The organism is Labrenzia sp. PHM005 (assembly GCF_006517275.1).
Lineage (GTDB): Bacteria > Pseudomonadota > Alphaproteobacteria > Rhizobiales > Stappiaceae > Roseibium.
Genome location: NZ_CP041191.1, coordinates 5,525,470 through 5,547,538 on the forward strand (window position 1 = coordinate 5,525,470; position 22,069 = coordinate 5,547,538).

Genomic DNA, 22,069 nt, shown 5'->3' on the forward strand with positions numbered 1-22,069 from the left:
GCTTCCTGCCCGGCTTTCAGGTTGGACTGTCTATGCTGCCTGACATCAGCCGCTGTGGGCTGTATTCAATCACTGTCGCGCCGTTTTGATTGACGATCCGGTTTCGTGTTTTGACCAATCCGCGCGAAGACTTTGATGTCTTGCGGGACTCTTCCACTTCAATTTCAACATGGATCGTATCACCGACGAAAACCGGCATTTTTACAGTCATTTCCATGTTGAGAAATGCAAGACCGGTCCCTTGACCTGTTGCATTGAGAACAAGACCTTCCGCCAGGGACATCGTCAGCATTGCCGGCGCAGCATGCCCGCTCATCGCAGAGTGGGTCTTCCGGTATTCGGCATCAACGAAAAGGCTCTCCAGCATGCCTGCGCAGGAGACGAAGTTCACGATATCCGTTTCAGTAATCGTGCGGCCATAGGTTTTGAACGTGTCTCCCGGGGTCAATTCATCCCAGTGAAATCCGGTGCCCAAAAGTTTCATGTATTCGTCTCCCGGTTCTTGGCGACCGCCCCGCTGTAGTCGATCTGGTCTGCGGGAATGTGGCGCCAGATCGTATCCTGAGACAATTCTTCCAGGTAATGCGCCCCCATGGAAACGCTGCGCGATGTCAGCAGAAACATTTGTGTGGTCCGCCAGTTGAATCCGAGGTCAAGTGCGATACAGGCACAGACGCCGTCAATGTTGAGGGGAACCGGCCGCCCGCTCCGATGGTCTGTGATGGCATCACTTAAATACCCAGCAAACCGGCAATAGGTGCCATACACCCCGTTCTCCTTGGCAATCTCGATGACCCTGTCGGCGCGGGGGTCGCGGGAATGCAGCGGAATACCGAAGCCAGGAACACGTTCGCCGCTTCCCATGATCTCCGCAACCGTTTGCTGTGCGATTGTCAACAAGGTTTCATCGTCCTGGGCTGCGGCCTCTCCCAGTTTGTCGATCATCAGCTTGGCCATCTTTTCGCCAAGTGCGCCCATCTTTTCGCCGAAGGCACTGATACCGCCTGCGATGCCATGTTGAAGCCCGGTGCCATAAGACGCATAGAGTCGCGGAATGAGCGACGGCGGCGCAATGCCGTGTTCGATGCAGGAGACCAGTAGGGCATCCAGAACGACGCCTTGTTTTTTTGTAGGCATTTTTCCGTTGAGCAGCAGGAACATCGTCTCGGCAAATGTCGCGTTGCCAATAAGTTCGTTCAGGCTGTGACCGCGGATCAGCGTATCTTCCGTATCGCCGTCACTGATCACCCGGCTGATTGAAGTCTGCCAGCCTTGCAGGGTGCGGGTTTCCATAAAAATTCCTTTCAAGCGTCTGTCAGATCTTCCGTTCCCTCACCCAAAGCAGGCGCAGACCGGCGGTAACCGGGACGGTTTCCGTCTATCCGCAAAGGCAAACCGACCAGCGGCTGGGCCTCATCCGGCGGGTTCTGCAGGATTCCTGATGCACGGGTGTGCTCATGGTTCAATGTTTCATCAAGCGTCTGAATGGGAGCGGACGGCACCTTCACAGCACGCAGCAACTGCCACCAATGATCGCGAGGCTGTGTGATGAAAATGGTATTCAGCTGGTCAGTAAGGTCGGCATCATTGGCCATACGCGCGTTGTTCGTGGCAAAGCCTGGGTCGCTTAACAGCTGCTCGCAGTCCAGCACTTTACATAGTTTTGCAAACTGGGTGTCTGTACCTGCGGTCACAAGCAGCATGCCATCGGAACAGGTAAAACCTCTGTTGGGAGCCAGCAACGGACCTCGCAGGCCGCTCCTTTTTGGAACTTCCCCCGTCGACAGCATTGATGCCACGGTCATGGTTTGCCAGCCCATAGAGGTGTCGAAGATTGAAGTATCGATGACGCTCCCCTCCCCGGTCTTTTCCCGGTTCAGCAGCGCAGCGATGATGCCAATTGCGGACCACATTGCCGTGCCGAAGTCGTTGACCGATAAGGCAACACGCGATGGGGGGCCGTCCGGATCGCCGGTCATTTCAATGATCCCAGAGAAAGCCTGCAATAAAGCTTCATATCCGGGATCCTTGGCCAATGGACCATCTGGCCCGAATGCGGAAATGTTGCAATAGATTAGTGCGGGGTTCAAATTTCGGCAGGTTTCTGCGTCTAGTCCAGCTTTTTTAGTCACGTCTGGGCGCAGGTTCTGCATCACGACGTCTGCGTGTTTGGCGATCAGCTCTTTAAGCCGGGAAACGGCAGCCGAATCGTTGAAATCGACCGGCAGCGAGTCTTTTTCCTTGTTTACTGCATGAAAGAGCGCACCAGCATCCTTGTGCAAAGGCTGGCCCCAGGACCTTGCGCTTTCACCTGTTTCAGGTGGTTCTATCTTGATCACACGAGCGCCAAGATCCGCGAGGATCCTGGCACCATACGGACCTGCAAGTGCCGACCCCATTTCAAAAACGGTGAAACCTTCAAGCGGTAAACCGGTCATTTCGGCAATCTCTTTGTTTCTTCTAAATGCTTTGTCATTTCGTATTTAGACCGGGTCCCAATTGAAGATCTCCGGACTGCGTTGAAGCGGGTACATTGAGCTTTCCAGGGCCGGAAAGGCATGGTTCAGCACAGTATCCGGTGTCCAGCCTTCAGCTTTATGCATCCCACGTAACGGGCGGGACTGGCCCATCACAAATATCTCGTTTGCGCGGACACAGAAAATTTGAGCGGTAATATGTTGAGCGGCATCAGAGGCAAGTGCGACGACCGGTGGGGCAATTTTGTCCGGGGTCATGGTTTTCATGCGTTCAACCCGGATGCGGTCTGCTTCTGAGTTTATCGGAATTGTGCCGACAAGGCGGCTCCAGGCAAACGGGCCGATACAATTGGACGTGACGTTGTAGCGGGCCATATCCAGAGCGATACATTTTGACAATGCTGTAATGCCCAGTTTAGCGGCTCCATAGCTTGCTTGACCGTAGTTTCCGATCAATCCGCTAGTTGATGTCATATGGATCATCCGCCCTGATTCCTGTTTGCGGAATACGGAAGCTGCATGCCGGGCAACGTTAAACGAACCCTTCATGTGGACATTAACAACCTTGTCCCAATCATCTTCGGTCATTTTGTGAAAAATCTTATCCCGGAGAATTCCGGCATTGTTGACCAGAATGTCGAGCCCGCCCAATTCATCCTGTGCTTGCTCGACCATCACTCCAGCCGCCTTAAACGATGTAACTGAATCAAAGTTAGCCGATGCTTCCCCCCCGGATTTCCGAATTTCCTTAACAACCTCAAGCGCAGGGGACGTGTCACTGTCGCCGCCTTGTGCACTGCCCCCTAAATCATTGACCAGGACTTTCGCTCCGCACTGGGCCATCGCCAGCGCAATTTCGCGGCCTACGCCGCGGCCGGCTCCGGTGATCAGAGCCACCTTCCCAGCAAGCAAATCCTTAGACGCCATTCCATCCTCACACTCAATTTTGTTCTGATATTCGTTTATAGTTCGAATATTCGCTAGACCTTATTGGAATTCTCAGTATTATCAATGGAAATTTTTGCGAAAGGTTGTTGGTTACCGGAGACTTGGCAAAGGCGCGAGTGGCGGTTTCATCTTGCAGGTGAGGCTTGACCGGGCAGAGAACCCCGCTGCTTTGGCCAGATAGCACCTTCACTTCGGAGCAGCGGCAGCAGATCGCAGAAAGTAGCCGATTAAGGCAACGATGGTCATCGAGGCTCGGCAATTACCAGAGTGGACAGGAGATCCGGACAATGAACTATCGCGCAAATTGGATGACGGAAGAACTTGATATTTTGCGTGATCACGTTGCCCGCTTTTACGCCGCTGAGATGGTTCCAAACGAGGCAAGATGGCAGGAGCAAGGGCATGTAGACCGCTCATTTTGGAACACCGCAGGAGAGGCTGGAATCCTGTGTGCCTCCGTCCCTGTAGAATATGGCGGTGCTGGCGCAACTTTTTTTCATGAAGCCGTGCTGATCACGGAACAGTTTCGCGCCACGGGCGTGTCCGGTTTTTCCAACAGCGTACATTCACAAATCAGCGCCCATTACATCCTGAACTATGGCACAGAGGAGCAGAAACGCCGGTGGTTGCCGAAGATGGCTCGGGGAGAACTGGTGGCTGCGATCGCCATGACCGAGCCGGGAGCTGGGTCAGATCTGCAAAGCGTGCGAACAACTGCGAAATTGGACGGAAACAGCTACCGATTGAACGGATCAAAGATGTTCATCACCAATGGACAGTTGGCCGATATTATCCTGGTGGTTTGCAAAACCGATCCCAAACAACGATCAAAAGGGATTTCCATCCTTGTCGTTGAAGCGGATCAGGCAGACGGTTTTCGCCGCGGCCGGAATCTAAAAAAAATCGGTCAAAAGAGCTCCGATACATCCGAACTGTTTTTTGATGATGTGGCAGTCAGCCCTGATAACCTCTTGGGAGGCGAAGAGGGGCAGGGCTTTTATCAGCTGATGCAGCAGTTACCGCAGGAACGCTTAGTGCTCGGGTTAAAAGCTGCTGCAGTGATGGAGCGGGCGGTGGCAGACACCGTGGACTATACAAGCCAAAGGGAGGCTTTTGGCGGGACTTTATTGGATCTCCAAAACACCCGCTTTAAACTCGCTGAAGCCAAGACGATCGCGCACATTGCCCGGGTGTTTGTCGATGAATGTGTTGAGAAGCATGCCGCAGGCGAACTCGATGTCACAACTGCGGCCATGGTGAAATGGTGGTGCAGCCAGATGCAATGTGATGTCGTGGATGAGTGTCTACAGCTTCACGGTGGCAATGGATACATGACGGAATTCGGCATCGCCCAGATGTATGCCGACGCAAGAGTTCAAAAAATCTATGGTGGAGCCAACGAAGTCATGAAGGAATTGATTGCGCGAAATTTGCAATAAAGTATCCTTTTCAAACGCTTTAATCTTATATTTGAAATAATTAAACAGATACTTTTTTAGTTAGCGCGAATGTCTGCACTGCCGAGCCAAGCCGCCGTTCGAACGAACATCCGGGTGGCCAGCCTTCATGTCAAAACTGATATGCAGGAAAAACACTGCACTTTACATGCTGTCATTTGACCTGCAGCCCGAGAGCTGGACTGTTTTGAGCTGGAATTTTCCAATTATGATCCCAGTCACGGGAGGAGTAGAATTCCATGAAGAAATCTTAGTTCACGGATGCCCAGATCGCGTTCGTTTTGCGACAGGCAGAGGACGGCACACCGGTCGCGGAGGTCTGCCGCAAGGCGGGGATTGCCGAGGCGACGTTCTACAATTGGCGTAAGAAGTATGCTGATCTGACGCCCTCGGAAATGAAGCGGCTTAAGCAGCTTGAAGAGGAAAACTCACAGCTGAAACGGCTGGTGGCCGATCTGTCATTGGACAAAGTTATGCTGCAGGATGTCATCAAACGAAAGCTTTGAGGCCTGCTCGTCGCCGTGAACTTGTCGATGATCTGAGATCGATTTGGGGCATCAGTATTCGCCGTGCCTGCGGCGTGCTGTTAGCCCAGCGATCCAGCTACCACTATCGCTCGCATGGCGATGATCTGGCCGATCTGAAGAAGCGCATCAAAGAGATCGCTGAGACGCGTATTCGCTACGGTAATCGGCGCATCCACGTTCTGCTGCGTCGGGAGGGCTGGCAGGTGAACCCCAATCGGATCTACCGGCTTTACAAGGAAATGGGGCTGCAATTGAGGAACAAGACACCCAAACGGCGTGTGAAGGCCAAGCTTCGCTAGGATAGATCTGAAGCGAAGCAAAGCAATGAGACCTGGGCCATGGATTTTGTCCATGACGAACTCGTCACAGGCCGCAAGATTCGTCCTAACAATGATCGATACGTTCTCCCGCTTCTCGCCGGCAACGGATCCCCGCTTCAGTTATCGTGGAGAGGATGTGGTTCGAACACTTGAAAGCGTGTGCCGCCGATATGGCTATCCCAAGACGATCCGGGTTGACCAGGGCTCCGAATTCATCTCCCGTGATCTCGATCTGTGGGTCTACCACAAAGGTGTCATGCTCGACTTCTCGCGGCCAGGAAAGCCAACCGACAACGCCTTCATCGAGAGCTTCAACGGAAAGTTCCGGGCTGAATGCCTGAATACCCACTGGTTCATGAACCTTGACGATGCCCGTTCAAAAATGGAGGATTGGCGCAAGGTCTACAACGAAGTTCGTCCCCACAGTGCGATCGGCAATAAACCGCCAGTATCACTGATAAAGGGCTCAATGGTGTCATCACCGCCTTGAGCTATACCCCCGGAAAACTTCCTGCCGGGTGGTCCAAACGGCGGTAGCAGCTCACGGTCCAGGCCGTCCATATTTGCGGAGAGCGCCCACTCATAGATAGAGACATTGCTGTCCAATCCCCTATACGCTGTCCACCAGTGCAAGGTCTGCAAACCAACAACACGATCTGCAACCAATCACGGCTCCCAACGATGAAGCTTGCCTGAGAGACTGACGATCGTGACGTTGCGCCCAAACTTTGGGGAGCTCTAATGCGAACAATGCCGCAATTTCTTGGGTCTGTAGTCGCATCAAACAAGACCGAGGGTTAGTTCCCATTCGCGGGTACTACACGGCAGTTGCTGTCGGCTCGTAAAACGACCGATAGCGCGAAGGCAGACGGGGCTTCAGCGTGCCGGTTGTTTACCTTCCGCCGCCCAAATTGAACCGCGGCGTGAATTAACGCCTGTCTATCAGCAGGGTTTTCTAGACAGATTGGGTGTTGCGTTTATTTCTTAAACGCAAGACGGATTACGCTGTGGCGGCGACGACGATGATTTCCACCGTGTACTCAGGCGTGGCCAGTTTGGATTCTCCGCAAGCGCGGGCTGGCGGATTGGCCGGGTCTATCCAAGCATCCCAGACCTCGTTCATTTCCGCAAAGTCGTCCATACTGGCAAGCCAAATGGTTGCCTGAAGAATGCGGGATTTGTCACTCCCAGCATCCGCGAGCAGCTTCTCGATTTTCTGCAAGATGACCTTGGTTTGATCGGCAGCGCTCTCACCAGGATTGCCAACCTGGCCGGCGAGCCACACAAGACCGCCATGGATGACTGCTTGGCTCATACGCGGACCAATCTGCAGGCGTTTAATATCGGACATTGTATTTCCTTTTTGTTCTTGGAGGTTCAGATCAGCCGCGACGGATTTAGCGCCGTGACGACTTCATGTGGGAGGACCGGTTCTTTGCCCAGACACAGATCCGCAGTGAGCTGGGACAACGCAGGGGCTGTCTGGACACCGTAGCCACCTTGTCCGGCCAGCCAGAAAAACCCTTCCCGGTCCGGCGCGAAACCGACCACAGGTGTGCGATCCTTCACGAAGCTTCGGAGACCGGCCCAGCTGTGCTCGACCCGGGTCACGTTCATAGTCACGGCCTGTTCAAACCGGTGCAAGCCTTCCGCAAGCACCATGTCATCAGCCCAGGCGTCATGCGGATCCACGGGATCTTCATCTGCGGGGGAAACCATGAACTTGCCGGCATCAGGTTTAACATACCAGCTCTCCGAAGCGCTGGCGACGAGAGGCCAGGATGTGACGTCCAGCCCGTCCGGCGGTGGAATGATAGCAGCAGATCGGCGCAAGGGCTGCAGACCGATTTTTGATACGCCAGCGCGTTCGGCGATCACATCGGCCCAGGCGCCCGCCGCATTGATGAGAACCGGAGCTTCAAACCTTCCAGCCGGTGTTATCACGCGCCAAAGGCCGTCTATCCGTTGGATCGTTTCCGCCGGTGCACGCGTTTCAATCTTGGCGCCGTGCTGCTTGGCTAGACGCAAAAACCCTTGCAGCAACCGGTCGACATCAATGTCCTGAGCAGCGCGTTCGATGGCGGCCGCCGCAATCCCTTCTGGTTTCAGAAGGGGAAACAGAGAAACGGCTTCTTCAGCTGTAAGAAGGTCCATGTCTTCCGCGCCCGCCAAATAGTCATCAAAGGCGCTGAGTTCCTCTTCGGTGGCAATCAGCATTTCGCCGCGTGGGGACAGAAGGCTCTGGTCGGACAGGCCTGCTGGTGCCTCCAGAACCGGTTCGGAGGCGGCATTGAGGGCGCGCAAGGTAGCATTGCCATAATTGCGGATAAAAATCGCTGCGGATCTGCCTGTTGCATGCCAGCCAGGAGCATCTTCCATCTCAAGCAGTGTGACAGAGGCGTGCGGGGCCAGACGCGCCGCGGCACCAGCGCCAGCGATCCCCCCACCTATGATCAGAAAATCGGACTTGTTGGTCATACGCGCTGATAACCGGTGAGTACACTGGTAAGATTTTGGCCCAGTTCATCGGCAAGATATCCGCCTTCCTGGACAAATAAGGTTGGTAGCCCGAGCCCTGCGATAGCCGCCCCTATCCGGGCAAATCCGGGTGTTGTGATCGCCAATCCTTTCAATGGATCATTTTCATAGGCATCCAACCCAAGCGCGACAATCACCACGTCTGTTCCGAAAGCCTGGATGCGTTGGAAAGCTGCATCAAGTGTTTTCAGATAGGCGTCATCGCCAGTACCGCGTTCCAACGGCAAGTTCAAGTTTGCCCCCCGACCGAAGCCCTCGCCACGTTCGTGACCATGCCCCCAATAGAAGGGATAAAACCGGATGGGGTCTGCATGAATGGAGACCGTCAGAACATCTCCGCGTTCATAAAAGATTCCCTGGGTTCCATTGCCGTGATGCACATCGACATCGAGGATGGCCGGCCGCTTCCCAGCCTTGAGCAGGCGTTCAGCCGCAATGCCGGAGTTGTTCAGAAAGCAAAAACCACCGGCCAGATCGGCAAAGGCATGGTGACCGGGCGGACGCGAGAGGACGTAGGCCGCTTTTTCTCCGGTGAGCATGAGGTCCGCCCCTTCTACCGCGCTCTGCGCAGACCAATAGGCAGCTTCCCAGGTCCCCGCTGCAATCGGACAGCTTGTGTCCGCCTGGTGAAATCCGGCTTGCCCGACTGCAGAACGCGGATAACTTGCCGTACGCCGGTCTGGATGCACATTCGGGATGACCTCATCAGACGCATTTTCAATGCGGCTCCAACGCTCATGAATGGTTTGCAGAAAGACAAGATACTCCGCCGTATGCAGCGCGGCGATCGGACCTAAACCGTGGTCAGTCGGCGTTTGGAAGACACATCCGGCCTCTTTGGCTCCATTTTGCAGCACTTCGATCCGGCGTGGTTGTTCCGGGTTTGCGAGGCGTGTGCCATTGGCCATAAAGTGCTTTGGGTCATGGTTCCGCTGGCGGTCATCAAAAACGGCTTTCATGTAGGGTTCCTCAGGCTCTCCAACGCTACGCCCTTTAAGGAGAGCACGGTTTCATCCGGTAAATCATGGAAACCCAACCGTTCATAAAAACGGCGGGCATCGGTGTTGTGGTTGTGAACGGCAAGTTTCAAAAACCGTATCGTCCAATCTGACGGCGCTTCGTCAAGGGCAGCTTTCAGCAACCGGGGGCCCAGTCCCTGACCTCTTACCATGTCCGAAACCCAAAGATCCGAAACATAAAGTCCCGCGCCGCCCAGGCTGGTCGAAAACAACGGGGACGCGATCAGAGCACCCTCGATTACGCCACTTTCGCGTTCTGCAAGCAACGCGAAGAACGCCGGATGGCCGCCAAATCCGTGACGGACAAGATCACCGATCCCGGCCCGATGCGTGTCGCCGAGGTCCATGGACAATTGTTCAAGCGCCTGGTTGAGGCGCCCTGCATCAATCGATGTAGCTTTGCGGATCGAAATCTCGGTCATGGTCAAAACTCCGTCTCCGCTATTCCTTTCAATCCAAGCAAGGTTCGAGCTTCATCCGGTGTGGCCGCCGTCCGGCCAATTTCTTCAACTATGCTGCGGATTTTGGCCACCTGTTCGGCATTAGATTTTGCCAGCTGGCGTTTTGCGATAAAGAGATTGTCTTCCAGACCAACTCGAACATGCCCTCCCATGCTGGCTGCCATCGAGGCAAACGGAATTTGCTGGCGTCCGGCGGCAAGCACGGAAAACAGATACTGGCTGTCGAACAGCTTGTCGGCAATGCGTTTCATATGTTGAAGGTTCTCCGGGTCGGCCCCGATTCCGCCGAGAACACCAAAGACAAATTGAATAAAGAACGGTGGCTTCACCAGTCCGCGGTCGGCAAAGTGGCGCAGCATGTAGAGGTGGCTGACATCGTAACACTCGAACTCGAACCGGGCGCCACGTTTTTCGCCAAGCTGCTCCAGCACAAATGCAATGTCTCTTGGTGTGTTTTTGAAAACCAGATCGTCGGTGTTTTCAAGAAACGGCTTTTCCCAGTCAAACTTCCAATCTTCGTAGCGATCCACCATTGGATACAGAGCGAAATTCATCGTCCCCATGTTGAGCGAACACATCTCAGGTTCTGCCCGCAGCGGGCCCTCCAGCCGCTCTTCCAGCGGCATGATGGCACTGCCACCGGTCGTTAAGTTAAGGACCGCATCGCATTTGGCTTGAATGTCAGGCAGGAATGCTAGGAAGTCTTCTGCCCTGGCGGACGGGCGGCCGTCTTTCGGATTTCTGGCGTGCAGGTGCAAGATCGCAGCCCCTGCGTCTGCGGCACCCAGTGCCTGCTCTGTAATATCAGTTGGAGAAAAGGGCAGATACGGGGACATCGTGGGAGTGTGAATGGACCCGGTGATGGCACAGGTAATGATAATCTTATCTGTCATGCCTGATCTCAGCTCGCTTTCGCCCGTTCAGCCGGAAGTTCGGCATCCAATTGCCGAAGAGAACGGTCCACCCCATCAATGATCTCTGAAACATGATCTTTATTGGCAATCATGGGCGGTGCGACGAGAAAATGATCTCCCAAATATCCTCCCCGTGTCCGACGGGAATAAACAATCAAGCCGTTCTCATAAGCAATATCTACAAGGCGGTTGAATGCGCCCCATTCGGCTGGCAACGGCGCCATCGTTTTGCGGTCTGCGACCAGCTCGAACGCCAACAGCAATCCTTCTCCCCGCACATCGCCGATCAACTCGTGATGATCCATCAGCTTTTCAAGTTCGGCCTTGAGCTGGCGGCCGATCCAGGCAGAATTGGCGCACATGTCGCCCGTTTCAATCTCCTCCAGAACGGCCAATCCGGCCGCACAGGCCAGCGGATTGCCAGCATAGGTGAACCCATGCAAGAAGCCACCATCGTTCAAAACATTCTCAACGATTGACTTGTGCGCGACCATTGCGCCAAGCGGCGCGTAACCGGCGGCAAACCCTTTTGATATGACCAGAATGTCAGGCGCAACATCCCAATGCTCGGCAGCGAAGAAATGTCCTGTGCGACCACCACCGGACATCACTTCGTCATGGATCAGAAGGACACCGTAGCGGCTGCAGATCTCACGGATCTTTTGCATGTATCCGACAGGCGGAACCAAGGCGCCGGTCGACGCGCCGCCAACCGGTTCGACAATGAACGCTAGGACTGTTTCTGGGCCTTCCTCCAGGATCTTAGCTTCCAGCATATCGGCATAGTGATGACCTGTTGCCGGATCGTTGGCATTGAGACCGTCAAGATAGGCGCGGGGTGCCGGGATCTTCGGCATCGGCCGCATCATCGGATCGAACGGCGCTGTCAGCGGTGCATATCCGGTGAGTGCAAGAGCACCAAGTGTACAGCCGTGATAACTCGGTTCCCGCGAAATCACCTTGTAACGCTGTGCTTCTCCTGTTGCGACGGCATTTTGGCGGGCCAGTTTGATGGCACTTTCCACGGCTTCCGATCCGCCGGACACGAAGAACACCTTGTCCAGCCCTTCCGGGGCCAGCGATGCTGTCTTTGCCGCCAGACGCTCAGCAGGCTCGGTTTCAAAATGCAAGCGGTAGCCGAATGTGGATTTTTCCATCTGACGGCGCATCGCGTCCAGAACATTCGGGTTCGAATGGCCAATGTTGCACACCATAGCGCCCGATGAACCGTCCAGATAACGTTTGCCGTCGACATCCCACATATAAACGCCTTTAGCCTGATCCAGGACCGGTCGCCGTTGACGGTTTTGGTAGAAGAGATGGGATTTCATTGTCTCGCTCATGCCGTGTCTCCTGGAAGCGCCGCGCAATCGCGAGGCCGGAAACGGACAGAAACGGCGGCACCTTCTTCAAAAGGATGCTCGTCGATCATATTGATGGCCTGGAGTTGCTGCTCTCCCACGCGCACGAAGTAACGTGCAGCCTGTCCTTGATAGTCCACCGCTTCGACGACACCGTCCAAAGCGATGCGGTCATCGGCCGGAGTATCCTTGGCCATGAGCAAAAGTTTTTCTGCACGGATGACCAACTTGGATGATCCTTTGGCTGAAACGCGCGGGGCCCTATTTTTTGGCACCGCAATTGTCCCGAAATGGGGAACTTCTAGGGCCAAGCCCGCGGCGGCCATGCCTTTGCATGTGGCCTTGAGAATGTTAGAAGTTCCGAGAAAGCGGGATACGAATTCAGAGGCTGGGGTGTTATAGACGTCCTCCGGTGATCCGACCTGCTCTACGCGGCCGTTGGACATGACAACAACCTGGTCTGACATCGCGAGGGCTTCAGACTGGTCGTGGGTCACGAAAACCGTGGTGATGCCGATCTGGTGCTGAATACGTTTCAATTCAACGCGCATGTCCTCCCGCAGATTCGCATCAAGTGCGGAAAGCGGTTCATCCAGCAGCAAAACATCCGGCTCAATGACAATTGCACGGGCGAGCGCGATGCGTTGCTGCTGGCCACCCGACAACTGTTTCGGGTAGCGGTCCGCCACATGCGGCAACTGCACCAGCTCCAGAACATCCCTGACCTTCTTGTCCATTTCTGCCTTGGAGACATCCCGGTACTTGAGACCAAAAGCCACGTTTTCGGCAATCGTCTTATGCGGGAACAGAGCGTAGTTCTGGAACACAAGGCCCAAGTTACGTTTGTAGATCGGCACATCGTTGATGCGCCGGCCCTTGATGGTGATGTCTCCTTCGGTGGGATCAATCAGGCCCGCGATCATACGCAAGGTGGTTGTCTTGCCGCAGCCGGATGGGCCGAGCAATGTCACAAAACTGCCCTCTGGAATTTCCATCGACGTGCGATGAACCGCGGTGAACGCTCCAAAGCGCTTGACAATATTGGTCAGGGAAACAGCGCCCACACTCGAACTCCAAGATCTGAGAGAATTATCCCCGCCCGGCATGGCCGGGCGGAGGACTTAGCTTTTTGGAAATCCTTAGTAGCCTTTTTGGATCCGCCCGAAGGTCTTGGCCCAAGCCTGTTCATTGGAGTTCCAATACTCCGGATTGGCGAAGGTAAGGCCATCCAATGTGCCTGTTGGATCGAAGGCCGGTAGGGTCGGGATCTTAGATCCCAGATCCACTTTGGTCGGGTCCAGGGCCGGCGGATAATTTTGGCCCTCGGCAACCGCGATCGAGGTTTCAGGGGCGAGCATGAAGTTCAGCAGCTCTTCACAGGCTTCCATTGGAGAGCCTTTGATTACAAACAGGCATTCCTGCCAGCCGAAGCCGTTCGGCGGATCGATGTAGCCGATATCATGCCCTTGCTCTTGAAGCGCATAGATGCGGCCGGACCAGCCCTCGGTGACGTAGATCTCTTCTTCGGCGAGAAGGCTCATCAGTTCAGCGCCGGACTGCCAGTATTTCAAAAGCAGGTCACGGTTGGTGCGCACAGCCTCCCAGACGGCATCCATGTCGGTCGCATTGTTCGGATCCTGACCTGTCTGTAGGGATGCATACCAGACACGTGTGCGCCAATCGGACCAACCGCCAATCTTGCCCTTGTAAGCCGCATCGATGAGAAGTTTCGCGCCTTTTTCCTTGGCTTCGGCGTCGGAAATGTGTTTGCGGTTATAAGCAATACCGGTTGTTCCGTAGTCATATGGGACGCACGATAGCTTGCCGTCAGTGACATTGCGGAACACATCGACCAGTTTCGGAATGACGTACTTGAGATTCGGGATGTTGTCTTCATTGAGCGTCGAATTCAGCCCGAGATTGGTATAGCGCGCATAATCGAAGACACCGGACAGGTGGGCAATGTTGTATTCCCCTTCCTGGCTCGCCTTGACCCGGGAGAGGTATTCATCACCGCCGCCAAAAGTCCCGTCGACGACTTTGATGCCTGTCTTATCGGTATAGGGGCCGAAGGCATGTTTGCGGAAGGCCTCTGAGACGACACCGCCCCATCCGTCGAAGCGAACCTCTTTGGTGGCCGCCATGGCGTGCCGGGCAAACGGTGTTTGCACACCGTAGGCAAGACCCGCTGCGCCGATCAGACCCAAAAACTTTCGACGGTCGAGATCGCCGTTTAGATAACGTTCGCGCAAGCGCTCATAACGTTTGGTATTGTCCATTGTTCTATCCACTCTGGTTTGTTTTTGAACGTTTCGTTGTTGGTCACGCGATTCTATCCGCCGCGCTGCATGGCCATCCGCCGGGCAATCGCCAATCCCAAAAGCGGCAATCCAACGGTCAGGAAAATCATTACGGTGCCGAGCGCGTTGATCTCCGGGGAGATCGAGTTGCGCAGCATGGCGAAAATCTGGGTCGGCACGGTTTCCACCCCGCCGGGTTTCCAAAACAATGTGCCGGTGATGTCATCAAAGCTGATGGTGAAGGCGAAGAGCATGCCTGCGAAAACCGCGGGTGCCAGCAATGGCAAAGTAATCTGGAAGAACGCCTGTACCGGGCTCGCGCCGAGGCTGAGAGCAGCTTCCTCGTAGTCCTTGCGGATACCGACGAGACGCGCCTGCACGACCAGGATGACAAACGGTAGCGTGAAGATGACGTGGCCCATCAGGAGCAGGAAGAAGCTCTTGTTGATGGAGAGGAAATTGAGGAAGAGAAGCAGGGCGACCGCCAACACCACTTCCGGCACCAGGATCGGTGCGATCAGGAGGGTGGAGATCAAATTGCGGCCGGGCACGTTGTAACGAACAAGAGCCAGGCTGGCGAGAACACCGAGGGTCGTTGAAATCACCGCGGTCAGCGCGCCGAGCATGATGGAGGTCTGGAAGGCCCTCAAGATCGCATCATTCTGGGCAAGTTCGACAAACCAACGGAAGGAAAAACCGGTCATTGGGAAGCTGCCGAACTGGCTGGCGTTGAAGCTCAACAGCACGACGACAATCACCGGCAGGAACATGAACAGATACACCAGTACGGTGCACCCGCGGATCAAAGACCATCCCATCAGCTCAGGCCCTTCATAAGTTGCCCCATGCCGAGGTAGTGGTTGTAGATCAGGACCAAGGCTCCAAGAACCGCAAGCAGCATCAGCGAGAGCGCGGAGCCGAGCGGCCAGTTGAGCTGGGTGATGATCGCCTCAAACACAAGATTTGCGAACATGGCATCCGTGGGACCGCCGAGTACCAATGGTGTGATGTAGGTCCCGGCACTCAAGACAAAACACAGCAGCCCGCCAGCTGCCAGGCCCGGCAACGACAGCGGCAGGGTCACTTCACGAAACGCCTGCCAGCGTGTCGCCCCCAATGAACAAGCAGCATCTTCCAAGGAAATGTCGATCCCCTCGAGGGCGACATAGACATTCAGCACCATGAACGGCAGGAGGAAATGGACCAGACCAAGAATAACGGTGGTCTCGTTATAGAGCATCTGGATCGGTTCGGTGGTTAGTCCGAGATTGAGCAAGGTCCAGTTGACCGCGCCCGAAACCCCCAGGATGTTGATCCAGGACATGGTGCGGATGATGTAACTGATCCAGAAGGGCAGCATCAAAAGCAGCAGCAACAGGGCTTTGTTGCCTTTCGAGCGGGCAATGAAATAAGCCGCCGGATAGCCCATGACCGCGCAGACAGCCGTTGTGATGGCGGCGATCCGCAGTGTGCTCAGCAGAATATCCCGGTAAAACGGATCGCTTAGCGCTTCGGACCAATTGTCGAGATAAAACCCGGCCAAATCAGCCCCGGTCGCTGTGCGCAGCCAGAACGAATAGACCACGATAAACATGAGTGGCACAAACAGCAGCAGGGTAATCGCTGTCAGGGCTGGCGACAACAAGATCCAGGGCTGACGCCGCTCGCGTGCCTCAACACTCATACCTGAAACCTCATCCGGCCTGCGCCCCGCTCGCACCCTTGTCAAAATTGCTTGACTTTAAGCTGACAAGAGCGCGAACATTGATCAAATAGATAATAAAAATTCTAACTATAGATTGTATTTATAATGGAGCCACTTCGCCCGATAAATGCAGAGCGCCTGGCCCGGGACCTTGATTGGAACCTGCTCAGAACCTTCATCGTGCTTGCACAAGCCGGCAGCGTAACAGCAGCGGCCGAGCAAATGCGGCTCAAGCAGCCGACTGTCTCAAGCGCATTAAAACGCCTTGAGGATCGGATCGGCCGCAAACTTATTCACCGCAAACCCGGTCAATTTGAACTGACCGAAGCCGGCGCCCTGCTGTTCAAGGAGGCGGTCGATATTCAAGGTGCGATCCTCCGCCTAGGCACTTTGATGCGGGATGTTACCGACGAAGTTCGCGGCCATGTGGAAATCGCCATGGCTAGCCACGTGGTGTGTCCCTTGTTTGACCAAACACTCAGCGTCTTTCACCAAACGCATCCGGCTGCCACCTTATCCATCAATATCTCGGCCAGTAAGCAGGCCCTGGAAGCAGTGACGACGCGCCGGGCATCCCTGGCTGTCTGCCTTGTCCGCGAGCGAAGCCCCAAACTCGAATATGCCCGGTTGTTCCGAGAGTATTTTGGATTGTTTTGCGGCCCACCACACCCCTTGTTTGGGCGTGAGAATCTTTCAAAGTCCGATCTGGCAGGTCAATCGGCCGTCAGCTTTGTGACGGACCGTCTTGAAGATGCCCTAAGGCCCGTAACCCTTATGCGCGCTGAGGCTGATTTGGAAGACCGTGTTGTGGGCACGTCTGCCAACTTGGAGGAGGTTCGGCGGATGATTATTGCCGGGCTCGGCATCGGCCCTCTGCCTATCCACGTGGTCAAACGAGATGTTCGCGACGGTTTGCTTTGGCAACTGCCGCCTTATGATGGTTTACCGGAAATCGGCGTTCATGTAGTTTGGAACCCGAAAGCAAAATTGAACCGGGCAGAAGCAGCTTTGTTGGATATGCTTCGCAGCAAGATCAGTGAAGTCCCAATCGAAGACAGGACTTACCGGTAGCTGTTGCTGCGCATCAATGCCAGCACAGATTATCAATGCGTGTCCGGTCCGGGCTCTTCCGTATCGGGCGTGAGTTCTTGGTCGGCGTCTTCGGTCGGCTGTGTCGTAAAGCCTTTTAGATCGGAAAACTCCTTGGCGTCCCGCTGAATTTCGACTGGGCTAAGTGCGTATAAGGTGCAGAGTTCAGCAACGGATCTGAGTGCGTGCATGTGAATGCGTTCATAGCCATGACTTGCGTCGACGCCGAATGTGATCAAGGCGGTCCGCACATCCGCCCCTGCTTCAATCGCGGCAGCTGCATCGGAGCGATAGTAGCGGAAAATGTCCTTCTGGTGCTTGATATCATTGTCCCTGGAAAGCTGTGCCATCTTGCTCGTCAGATGATAGTCGAACGGGCCGGTCTGATCGGCCATTGCGATGGTTACGCCAAATTCATCAGAGTTCTGGCCAGGAGCAGAAGTGCCGTTATCGATTGCCACAAGTGATGCGATTTCCGGTGTCAATATGGACGTGGCACCATGTCCGGTTTCTTCGGCAATGGTGAACAGCCAGAAAATATCGACAGTAGGCTTCTTCCCGGCCATAACCATTGCCTTTAGCGCCGCAAGCATGATGGCAACGCCAGCCTTGTTGTCCAAATGCCGGGAAATGATGAAGCCGTTGTCGAGAAATTCCTGCCCTGGCTCAATCGCAACAATATCGCCGACATCTACGCCCAGTTTGGCCAGGTCATCGGAGCATTTTGAATAGGCATCGACACGCAGTTCGACATAATCCCAGCCGACCGGGAGTGTATCGATCCCTTCATTAAACGTGTACCCTGAGGCTTTGAGCGGCAGGATCGTGCCGGTATAGGCTCCGTTCTCAGAGAAGATGGTCGTCCTGGCACCTTCTGCAAAGCGGGCGGACCAATGGCCGATCAGCACCAGTTCCAACCGGCCATTTTCTTTCAAAGATTTAAAAGGACACCCTGTACCTGATGGACCGTCCACCATAAGACAATCGAAAAAACCCACCCTCTGCGTCGATGATTTCCGCACTGATGCCGCGTCGTCTTGCTTCATTGACGAATAAAGTCGCGTAGAGATTGAGATTTTCCTCCATGGCAGGTCCGGCATACAAGGCTTCGTTGATTGGTTTTTTCGATTTCACCGTAAAGACGGGCACACGTTCGAGGCCAAGCTTCTCATAGAGTGCAATCGCATGGTCATTGTCATGCAGGACCGACAGATCCATGTGTGGATTGCCACGGGCTTGAAAGACCTCCGCGAGCCGCCGGACAAGGGCTTCACCAATACCTGGAAAGCGGGCCTGAGGTGATACCGCCAAGCACCAAAGCGATGAGCCGAGTTCAGCCCCCCCGGTCGCGCGTTGATGGTCGACGCCCATGGCTGTTCCGACGATGTCCCCAGTTTCGTCTTCTTCGGCAACTAGGACGGTAATTTCACGCGGATCCAACTCCGACCAAAAGAAGTCTTCGGAAACCAGCACCATCCCCCGGCTCGCATAAAGAGCATTGATCTGCTCGGCATCGCTGCGCGACGACATTCGCCGAACCGTGAATCCCTTCCGGCTGTCCTTGGCAGCACGATAGGTCGACAGGTTCAAACGAAAAGTGTGAGAGGGATCAAGAAACAACTCTTGGGGAGCAAGGCCGACCACCACGTGCGGATCCCTGACGTATAACGCAATATCCCGGCGATCCGGACCTTCGTCCCGCAAGGCGGTAACAAGATCGTCAGGCTCGGTAAAGGTACTGCCAAACAAAAGGCGTCCCCAACCGCAATTGATAGTCTGATTGACCGGAACGTCTGCCTCGTCGGCGCGGTAATCCGGTTTCATGCCATGGTCACGCATGCATTTGAGCCGATGTTCCATACCCCCTTGACCCGGGCGGGAGTTTTGTCCGACATGGATTAAATCTCCTGCGCTTGCAGCCACAATTCCAGAAGCGCCACCTGCCAGAGTTCTGACCCGCGAAGCTTGGTAATATGGAGTGTCGTGTCTTTGAAAAGCTTGTCCAGATAGTCCGTATTGAAAAGACCCCGGCTGCGCGCTTTCTCATTGGTGAGCGCATCGCGCACCATATCGAGATAAGATCCCTGGATGTATTTCAGAGCCGGTACCGGGAAATACCCCTTTGGCCGATCGATCACGACGGGTGGCACGACGAGCCGCGCGGCTTCCTTCAAGACACCTTTGCCCTCTTGAGTGAGCTTTTGCTCGGCCGGGATCCGGCCGGCAAGCTCGACCAGCTCGTGATCCAGGACTGGTACACGGGCCTCCAGGCCCCAGGCCCCAGGCCATCGAATGGTTATCGACCCGTTTCACCGGATCGTCGACGAGCATAACATTGATGTCGAGCCTCAGGGCCTTGTCCACAGGATCTGATGCGCCAGCTGTCGCGAAGTGCGATTCAACGAAGGCCAGGCTTTCGTTCCGATCGCACCGGTAGTCCGGTGCAATAGCTTCATTCAGTTGAGCTTCTGTCCGGTCAAAAAAGGCATTCGCATAGTCCGCTACCGGTGAATTCGATCCTGCAATTTTCGGATACCAGTGATACCCACCAAAGACTTCATCCGCTCCTTGGCCGAATTGCACGACCTTGATGTGTTTGGATACTTCACGGGACAGCAGATAAAAGCCGATGTTGTCATATGAGACCATCGGTTCCGCCATGGCACCAATCGCGCCGGGAAGGTTGTTCTGCAGTTCGGAAGACGGAATGAAAATCTTGTGGTGGTTCGTGTTGTAGTGCTGCGCAATCAGATCCGAATACTGGAACTCGTCCCCCTTTTCTCCGTTGGCCTCTTCGAAACCGATGGAGAATGTCGCCAGGTCTCTTTGTCCTTCTTCGGCCAAAAGCCCAACGATCAGGCTGGAATCGACACCACCGGACAAGAGCACACCGACAGGAACATCGGCGACCATGCGCCGTCTAACGGCAGTTCTCAGACCGTCCAGAACCAGATCCCGCCATTCCTCAGGGGAGCGGTTCACATCTTCAGGTGTTTTTTCAAAAGTCGGCTGCCAGTAAGTCTTGTCCGTGAAAGACCCATCAGGCTGGTAGGTACGCAACGTTGCCGGGCCGAGTTTCCAGACACCATTGAGGATGGTTCTGGGTGCAGGCACGACCGCATGCCAGCTCATGTAGTGCTGCAGCGCGACTTTATCGATCGAGGTGTCGATCTCGCCTCCCTTCAGGAGGGCAGGCAATGATGAGGCGAACGCAAGACGGCCGTCAGCTTCACTTAGGTAAAGAGGTTTGATCCCGAACCGGTCGCGCGCCAAATGAAGCTTGCCGCTGTCGTGTTCAAAAAGGGCGACGGCAAACATGCCGTGAAACCTAGAAAAGCAGTGTTCACCCCACTCTTTCCAGGCTTTCAGAATGACTTCTGTGTCACTGGTGGAAAAGAAACTTGTAGAGCGCTACAGATCGGCCTCCGACCGGCGCATCGTTCACACCAAGCTGACCGATGAAGGCCGGGAGACTGTTGCGACGCTGCCGGGATTGTTGCACGAGGAATTTGAGGCAAAGTTTGCCACACTGCCGGCCGAAGATCGTTCAAGGCTCGTCCAGGCCATGGCCAAGGTTGCCGAGATGCTGAACGCACATAAACTCGACGCCGCACCGATCCTGACCACAGGGAAAGTCACAAGCGAATTTCCTTCGTGACAAATTCTATGCAGGAGTGCGTGGGACTTGCGCGAATTTGCACCCACTCAGCTGCTGAGCTCGATCAGCAGCTGCAGCATCAGATTGGCGCCCTTTTCAATGTCCGCCCAGTCACTGTGTTCTTTAGGTGAATGGCTGATGCCGTCTTTGCTTGGAATAAAAACCAGCATAGATGGACACAAGGCCTGCATGGTCTGGGCATCATGTCCTGCGCCGGACGGCATGCACTTCACCGAATAGCCCAGATTTTTTGCGCGCTTCAGGCCTCGTTTGACCAGATCCGGGTCTAGTGTCACCGGCGACAGCCAGCTTCGCTCGGCAACCGTATGCGACAGATTGTGCGCCTCGGAAATTCTTTGAATGGCTTGCACCATCTGTGATCGCAGAACCCGCATCACCGTTTCGTCCGCATCACGCAAGATAATCGTAAAGGCCGCTTCGCCCGGGACTGTGTGCGTATGGTTGGGCGAAAGCTCGACTTTGCCGATGGTGATCCGGCTGGAGTCGGTGCCGTAATCTTTGATCAAGCTTGGAATTGCGACGCTGATTTCCGCCAGACCGGCAAATGAATCCGCTCGCATGTTCATCGGTGTCGTACCTGAATGATTTGCGACGCCGGTCAGCACACATTCGAGATTGCAAATGCCGGACACACGGTCGGCGATACCAATATCAGTCCCTTCGCTTTCCAGGACGGGTCCTTGTTCGATATGAAGTTCCAGAAACGCTTTTGTACTGTCGGTTGAGCGCGCAGATGACAGGATCTCGTCGGGATCCAGTCCTTGCGCAGTCATGGCGTCCTTCAAACGGAGGCCGTTGGCATCTGCAGCGCCATCAAGCCATGTTTCACTGACTTGACCGGTTATGGTTTGCGAGCCGAGCATACCGCCAAACCGACCTTCTTCTTCCGATGTTGCCACAACTTCGATCACCGATTGCAATGTGAGGCCGGCATCCTGAATGGCTCGAACGCATTCGAGGGCCACGCAAGCCCCCAGCGCCCCATCGAACGCGCCACCTTCAATCACCGTATCCAGATGCGAGCCGATCATCACAGACGGACCGTTTCCTGTACCGGTTCGGCCGAACAAGTTGGCAGCACCGTCCCGGCTGGTAACCAATCCGCTCCGGCGCATCTGATCTTCAAACCAGTCAATGCTGGCCATGTGCGCGTCCGAAAATCCAGTCCGATTGAAACCTCCGGAGGCCGGATTAGCTCCAAAAGCATTCACCCCGGCAAGCAACTCCTTGAGACGGTCGAGATCGATTTTTGCCGGAGCCTGGCTCATGTCATT

The 22,069-nt window shown here is 55.0% G+C and carries 20 protein-coding genes and 2 pseudogenes; 4 read left to right on the forward strand and 18 right to left on the reverse strand.

The window, feature by feature from the left end:
- Positions 1-16 precede the first annotated feature (16 nt).
- From FJ695_RS25015 to FJ695_RS25030, 4 genes are read right to left on the reverse strand one after another with little or no spacing between them, the layout of a single operon-like run.
- Positions 17-484, reverse strand: coding sequence for a MaoC/PaaZ C-terminal domain-containing protein (locus FJ695_RS25015; protein WP_141187982.1), 468 nt, complete (start codon positions 482-484; stop codon positions 17-19).
- Positions 481-1,293 (reverse strand): citrate/2-methylcitrate synthase, encoded by an 813-nt coding sequence (locus tag FJ695_RS25020; RefSeq protein WP_141187983.1) that lies wholly within the window; start codon positions 1,291-1,293, stop codon positions 481-483. Before FJ695_RS25020 ends, FJ695_RS25015 begins: the two co-directional genes overlap by 4 nt.
- Before the next feature lie 11 nt (positions 1,294-1,304).
- A complete protein-coding gene (locus FJ695_RS25025; protein ID WP_141187984.1) occupies positions 1,305-2,438 on the reverse strand; it encodes a CaiB/BaiF CoA-transferase family protein in 1,134 nt (377 codons plus the stop codon).
- Between the two features lie 45 nt (positions 2,439-2,483).
- Complete coding sequence (locus FJ695_RS25030; protein WP_141187985.1) at positions 2,484-3,404, reverse strand: SDR family NAD(P)-dependent oxidoreductase; 921 nt, start codon at positions 3,402-3,404, stop codon at positions 2,484-2,486.
- A gap of 308 nt (positions 3,405-3,712) precedes the next feature.
- Between FJ695_RS25030 and FJ695_RS25035 the strand changes: the two genes are divergently transcribed.
- Both FJ695_RS25035 and FJ695_RS25040 read left to right on the forward strand, forming a co-directional pair.
- Positions 3,713-4,864 carry an acyl-CoA dehydrogenase family protein gene (locus FJ695_RS25035; protein ID WP_141187986.1) on the forward strand — a complete coding sequence of 384 codons (1,152 nt, stop codon included), beginning with the start codon at positions 3,713-3,715 and terminating at the stop codon, positions 4,862-4,864.
- Between the two features lie 257 nt (positions 4,865-5,121).
- Positions 5,122-6,219, forward strand: a pseudogene (locus tag FJ695_RS25040) (IS3 family transposase).
- 510 nt (positions 6,220-6,729) lie between these two features.
- Here FJ695_RS25040 and FJ695_RS25045 read toward each other — a convergent pair.
- From FJ695_RS25045 to FJ695_RS25090, 10 genes are all read right to left on the reverse strand, one after another.
- Positions 6,730-7,080 (reverse strand): RidA family protein, encoded by a 351-nt coding sequence (locus FJ695_RS25045; protein WP_141187987.1) that lies wholly within the window; start codon positions 7,078-7,080, stop codon positions 6,730-6,732.
- 26 nt (positions 7,081-7,106) lie between these two features.
- Positions 7,107-8,207, reverse strand: coding sequence for an FAD-binding oxidoreductase (locus FJ695_RS25050; protein ID WP_141187988.1), 1,101 nt, complete (start codon positions 8,205-8,207; stop codon positions 7,107-7,109).
- The gene (locus tag FJ695_RS25055; protein ID WP_141187989.1) at positions 8,204-9,226 is read right to left on the reverse strand and encodes a histone deacetylase family protein; all 1,023 of its coding nucleotides are present in this window, start codon (positions 9,224-9,226) and stop codon (positions 8,204-8,206) included. Before FJ695_RS25055 ends, FJ695_RS25050 begins: the two co-directional genes overlap by 4 nt.
- Positions 9,223-9,708, reverse strand: a complete 486-nt coding sequence (locus FJ695_RS25060; protein ID WP_141187990.1) for a GNAT family N-acetyltransferase — start codon at positions 9,706-9,708, stop codon at positions 9,223-9,225. Before FJ695_RS25060 ends, FJ695_RS25055 begins: the two co-directional genes overlap by 4 nt.
- Before the next feature lie 2 nt (positions 9,709-9,710).
- Entirely contained in the window at positions 9,711-10,640 is a 930-nt protein-coding gene (locus FJ695_RS25065) for a 3-keto-5-aminohexanoate cleavage protein (protein WP_141187991.1), read from the reverse strand.
- An 8-nt stretch (positions 10,641-10,648) separates the two neighbouring features.
- Complete coding sequence (locus FJ695_RS25070; RefSeq protein ID WP_141187992.1) at positions 10,649-12,004, reverse strand: aspartate aminotransferase family protein; 1,356 nt, start codon at positions 12,002-12,004, stop codon at positions 10,649-10,651.
- On the reverse strand, positions 12,001-13,086 hold the full coding sequence (locus FJ695_RS25075) for an ABC transporter ATP-binding protein (RefSeq protein ID WP_141187993.1): 1,086 nt from the start codon (positions 13,084-13,086) through the stop codon (positions 12,001-12,003). The genes FJ695_RS25070 and FJ695_RS25075 overlap by 4 nt, the downstream gene beginning before the upstream one ends.
- 75 nt (positions 13,087-13,161) lie before the next feature.
- Positions 13,162-14,301, reverse strand: a complete 1,140-nt coding sequence (locus FJ695_RS25080) for an extracellular solute-binding protein (RefSeq protein WP_141187994.1) — start codon at positions 14,299-14,301, stop codon at positions 13,162-13,164.
- Between the two features lie 53 nt (positions 14,302-14,354).
- On the reverse strand, positions 14,355-15,092 hold the full coding sequence (locus FJ695_RS25085) for an ABC transporter permease (RefSeq protein WP_247653732.1): 738 nt from the start codon (positions 15,090-15,092) through the stop codon (positions 14,355-14,357).
- A gap of 47 nt (positions 15,093-15,139) precedes the next feature.
- Positions 15,140-16,006, reverse strand: a complete 867-nt coding sequence (locus tag FJ695_RS25090; protein ID WP_141187996.1) for an ABC transporter permease — start codon at positions 16,004-16,006, stop codon at positions 15,140-15,142.
- 126 nt (positions 16,007-16,132) lie between these two features.
- Between FJ695_RS25090 and FJ695_RS25095 the strand changes: the two genes are divergently transcribed.
- Positions 16,133-17,098 carry a LysR family transcriptional regulator gene (locus FJ695_RS25095; RefSeq protein WP_141187997.1) on the forward strand — a complete coding sequence of 322 codons (966 nt, stop codon included), beginning with the start codon at positions 16,133-16,135 and terminating at the stop codon, positions 17,096-17,098.
- Between the two features lie 32 nt (positions 17,099-17,130).
- Here the strand turns inward: FJ695_RS25095 and FJ695_RS25100 are convergent, their stop codons facing one another.
- From FJ695_RS25100 to FJ695_RS25110, 3 genes and pseudogenes are all read right to left on the reverse strand, one after another.
- The gene (locus FJ695_RS25100) at positions 17,131-18,093 is read right to left on the reverse strand and encodes an osmoprotectant NAGGN system M42 family peptidase (RefSeq protein ID WP_247653734.1); all 963 of its coding nucleotides are present in this window, start codon (positions 18,091-18,093) and stop codon (positions 17,131-17,133) included.
- Positions 18,056-18,976 (reverse strand): GNAT family N-acetyltransferase, encoded by a 921-nt coding sequence (locus tag FJ695_RS25105; protein ID WP_141187998.1) that lies wholly within the window; start codon positions 18,974-18,976, stop codon positions 18,056-18,058. The genes FJ695_RS25100 and FJ695_RS25105 overlap by 38 nt, the downstream gene beginning before the upstream one ends.
- Before the next feature lie 38 nt (positions 18,977-19,014).
- A pseudogene (locus FJ695_RS25110) lies at positions 19,015-20,515 on the reverse strand (N-acetylglutaminylglutamine amidotransferase); the annotation flags it as partial.
- Here FJ695_RS25110 and FJ695_RS25115 point away from each other — a divergent pair.
- Positions 20,487-20,774, forward strand: a complete 288-nt coding sequence (locus tag FJ695_RS25115; RefSeq protein WP_209010807.1) for a MarR family winged helix-turn-helix transcriptional regulator — start codon at positions 20,487-20,489, stop codon at positions 20,772-20,774. The pseudogene FJ695_RS25110 and the gene FJ695_RS25115 sit on opposite strands and share 29 nt — an antisense overlap.
- Positions 20,775-20,821: 47 nt before the next feature.
- On the opposite strand, the gene FJ695_RS25120 is transcribed toward FJ695_RS25115, so the two are convergent.
- The gene (locus FJ695_RS25120) at positions 20,822-22,063 is read right to left on the reverse strand and encodes a Zn-dependent hydrolase (RefSeq protein ID WP_141187999.1); all 1,242 of its coding nucleotides are present in this window, start codon (positions 22,061-22,063) and stop codon (positions 20,822-20,824) included.
- Positions 22,064-22,069 lie beyond the last annotated feature (6 nt).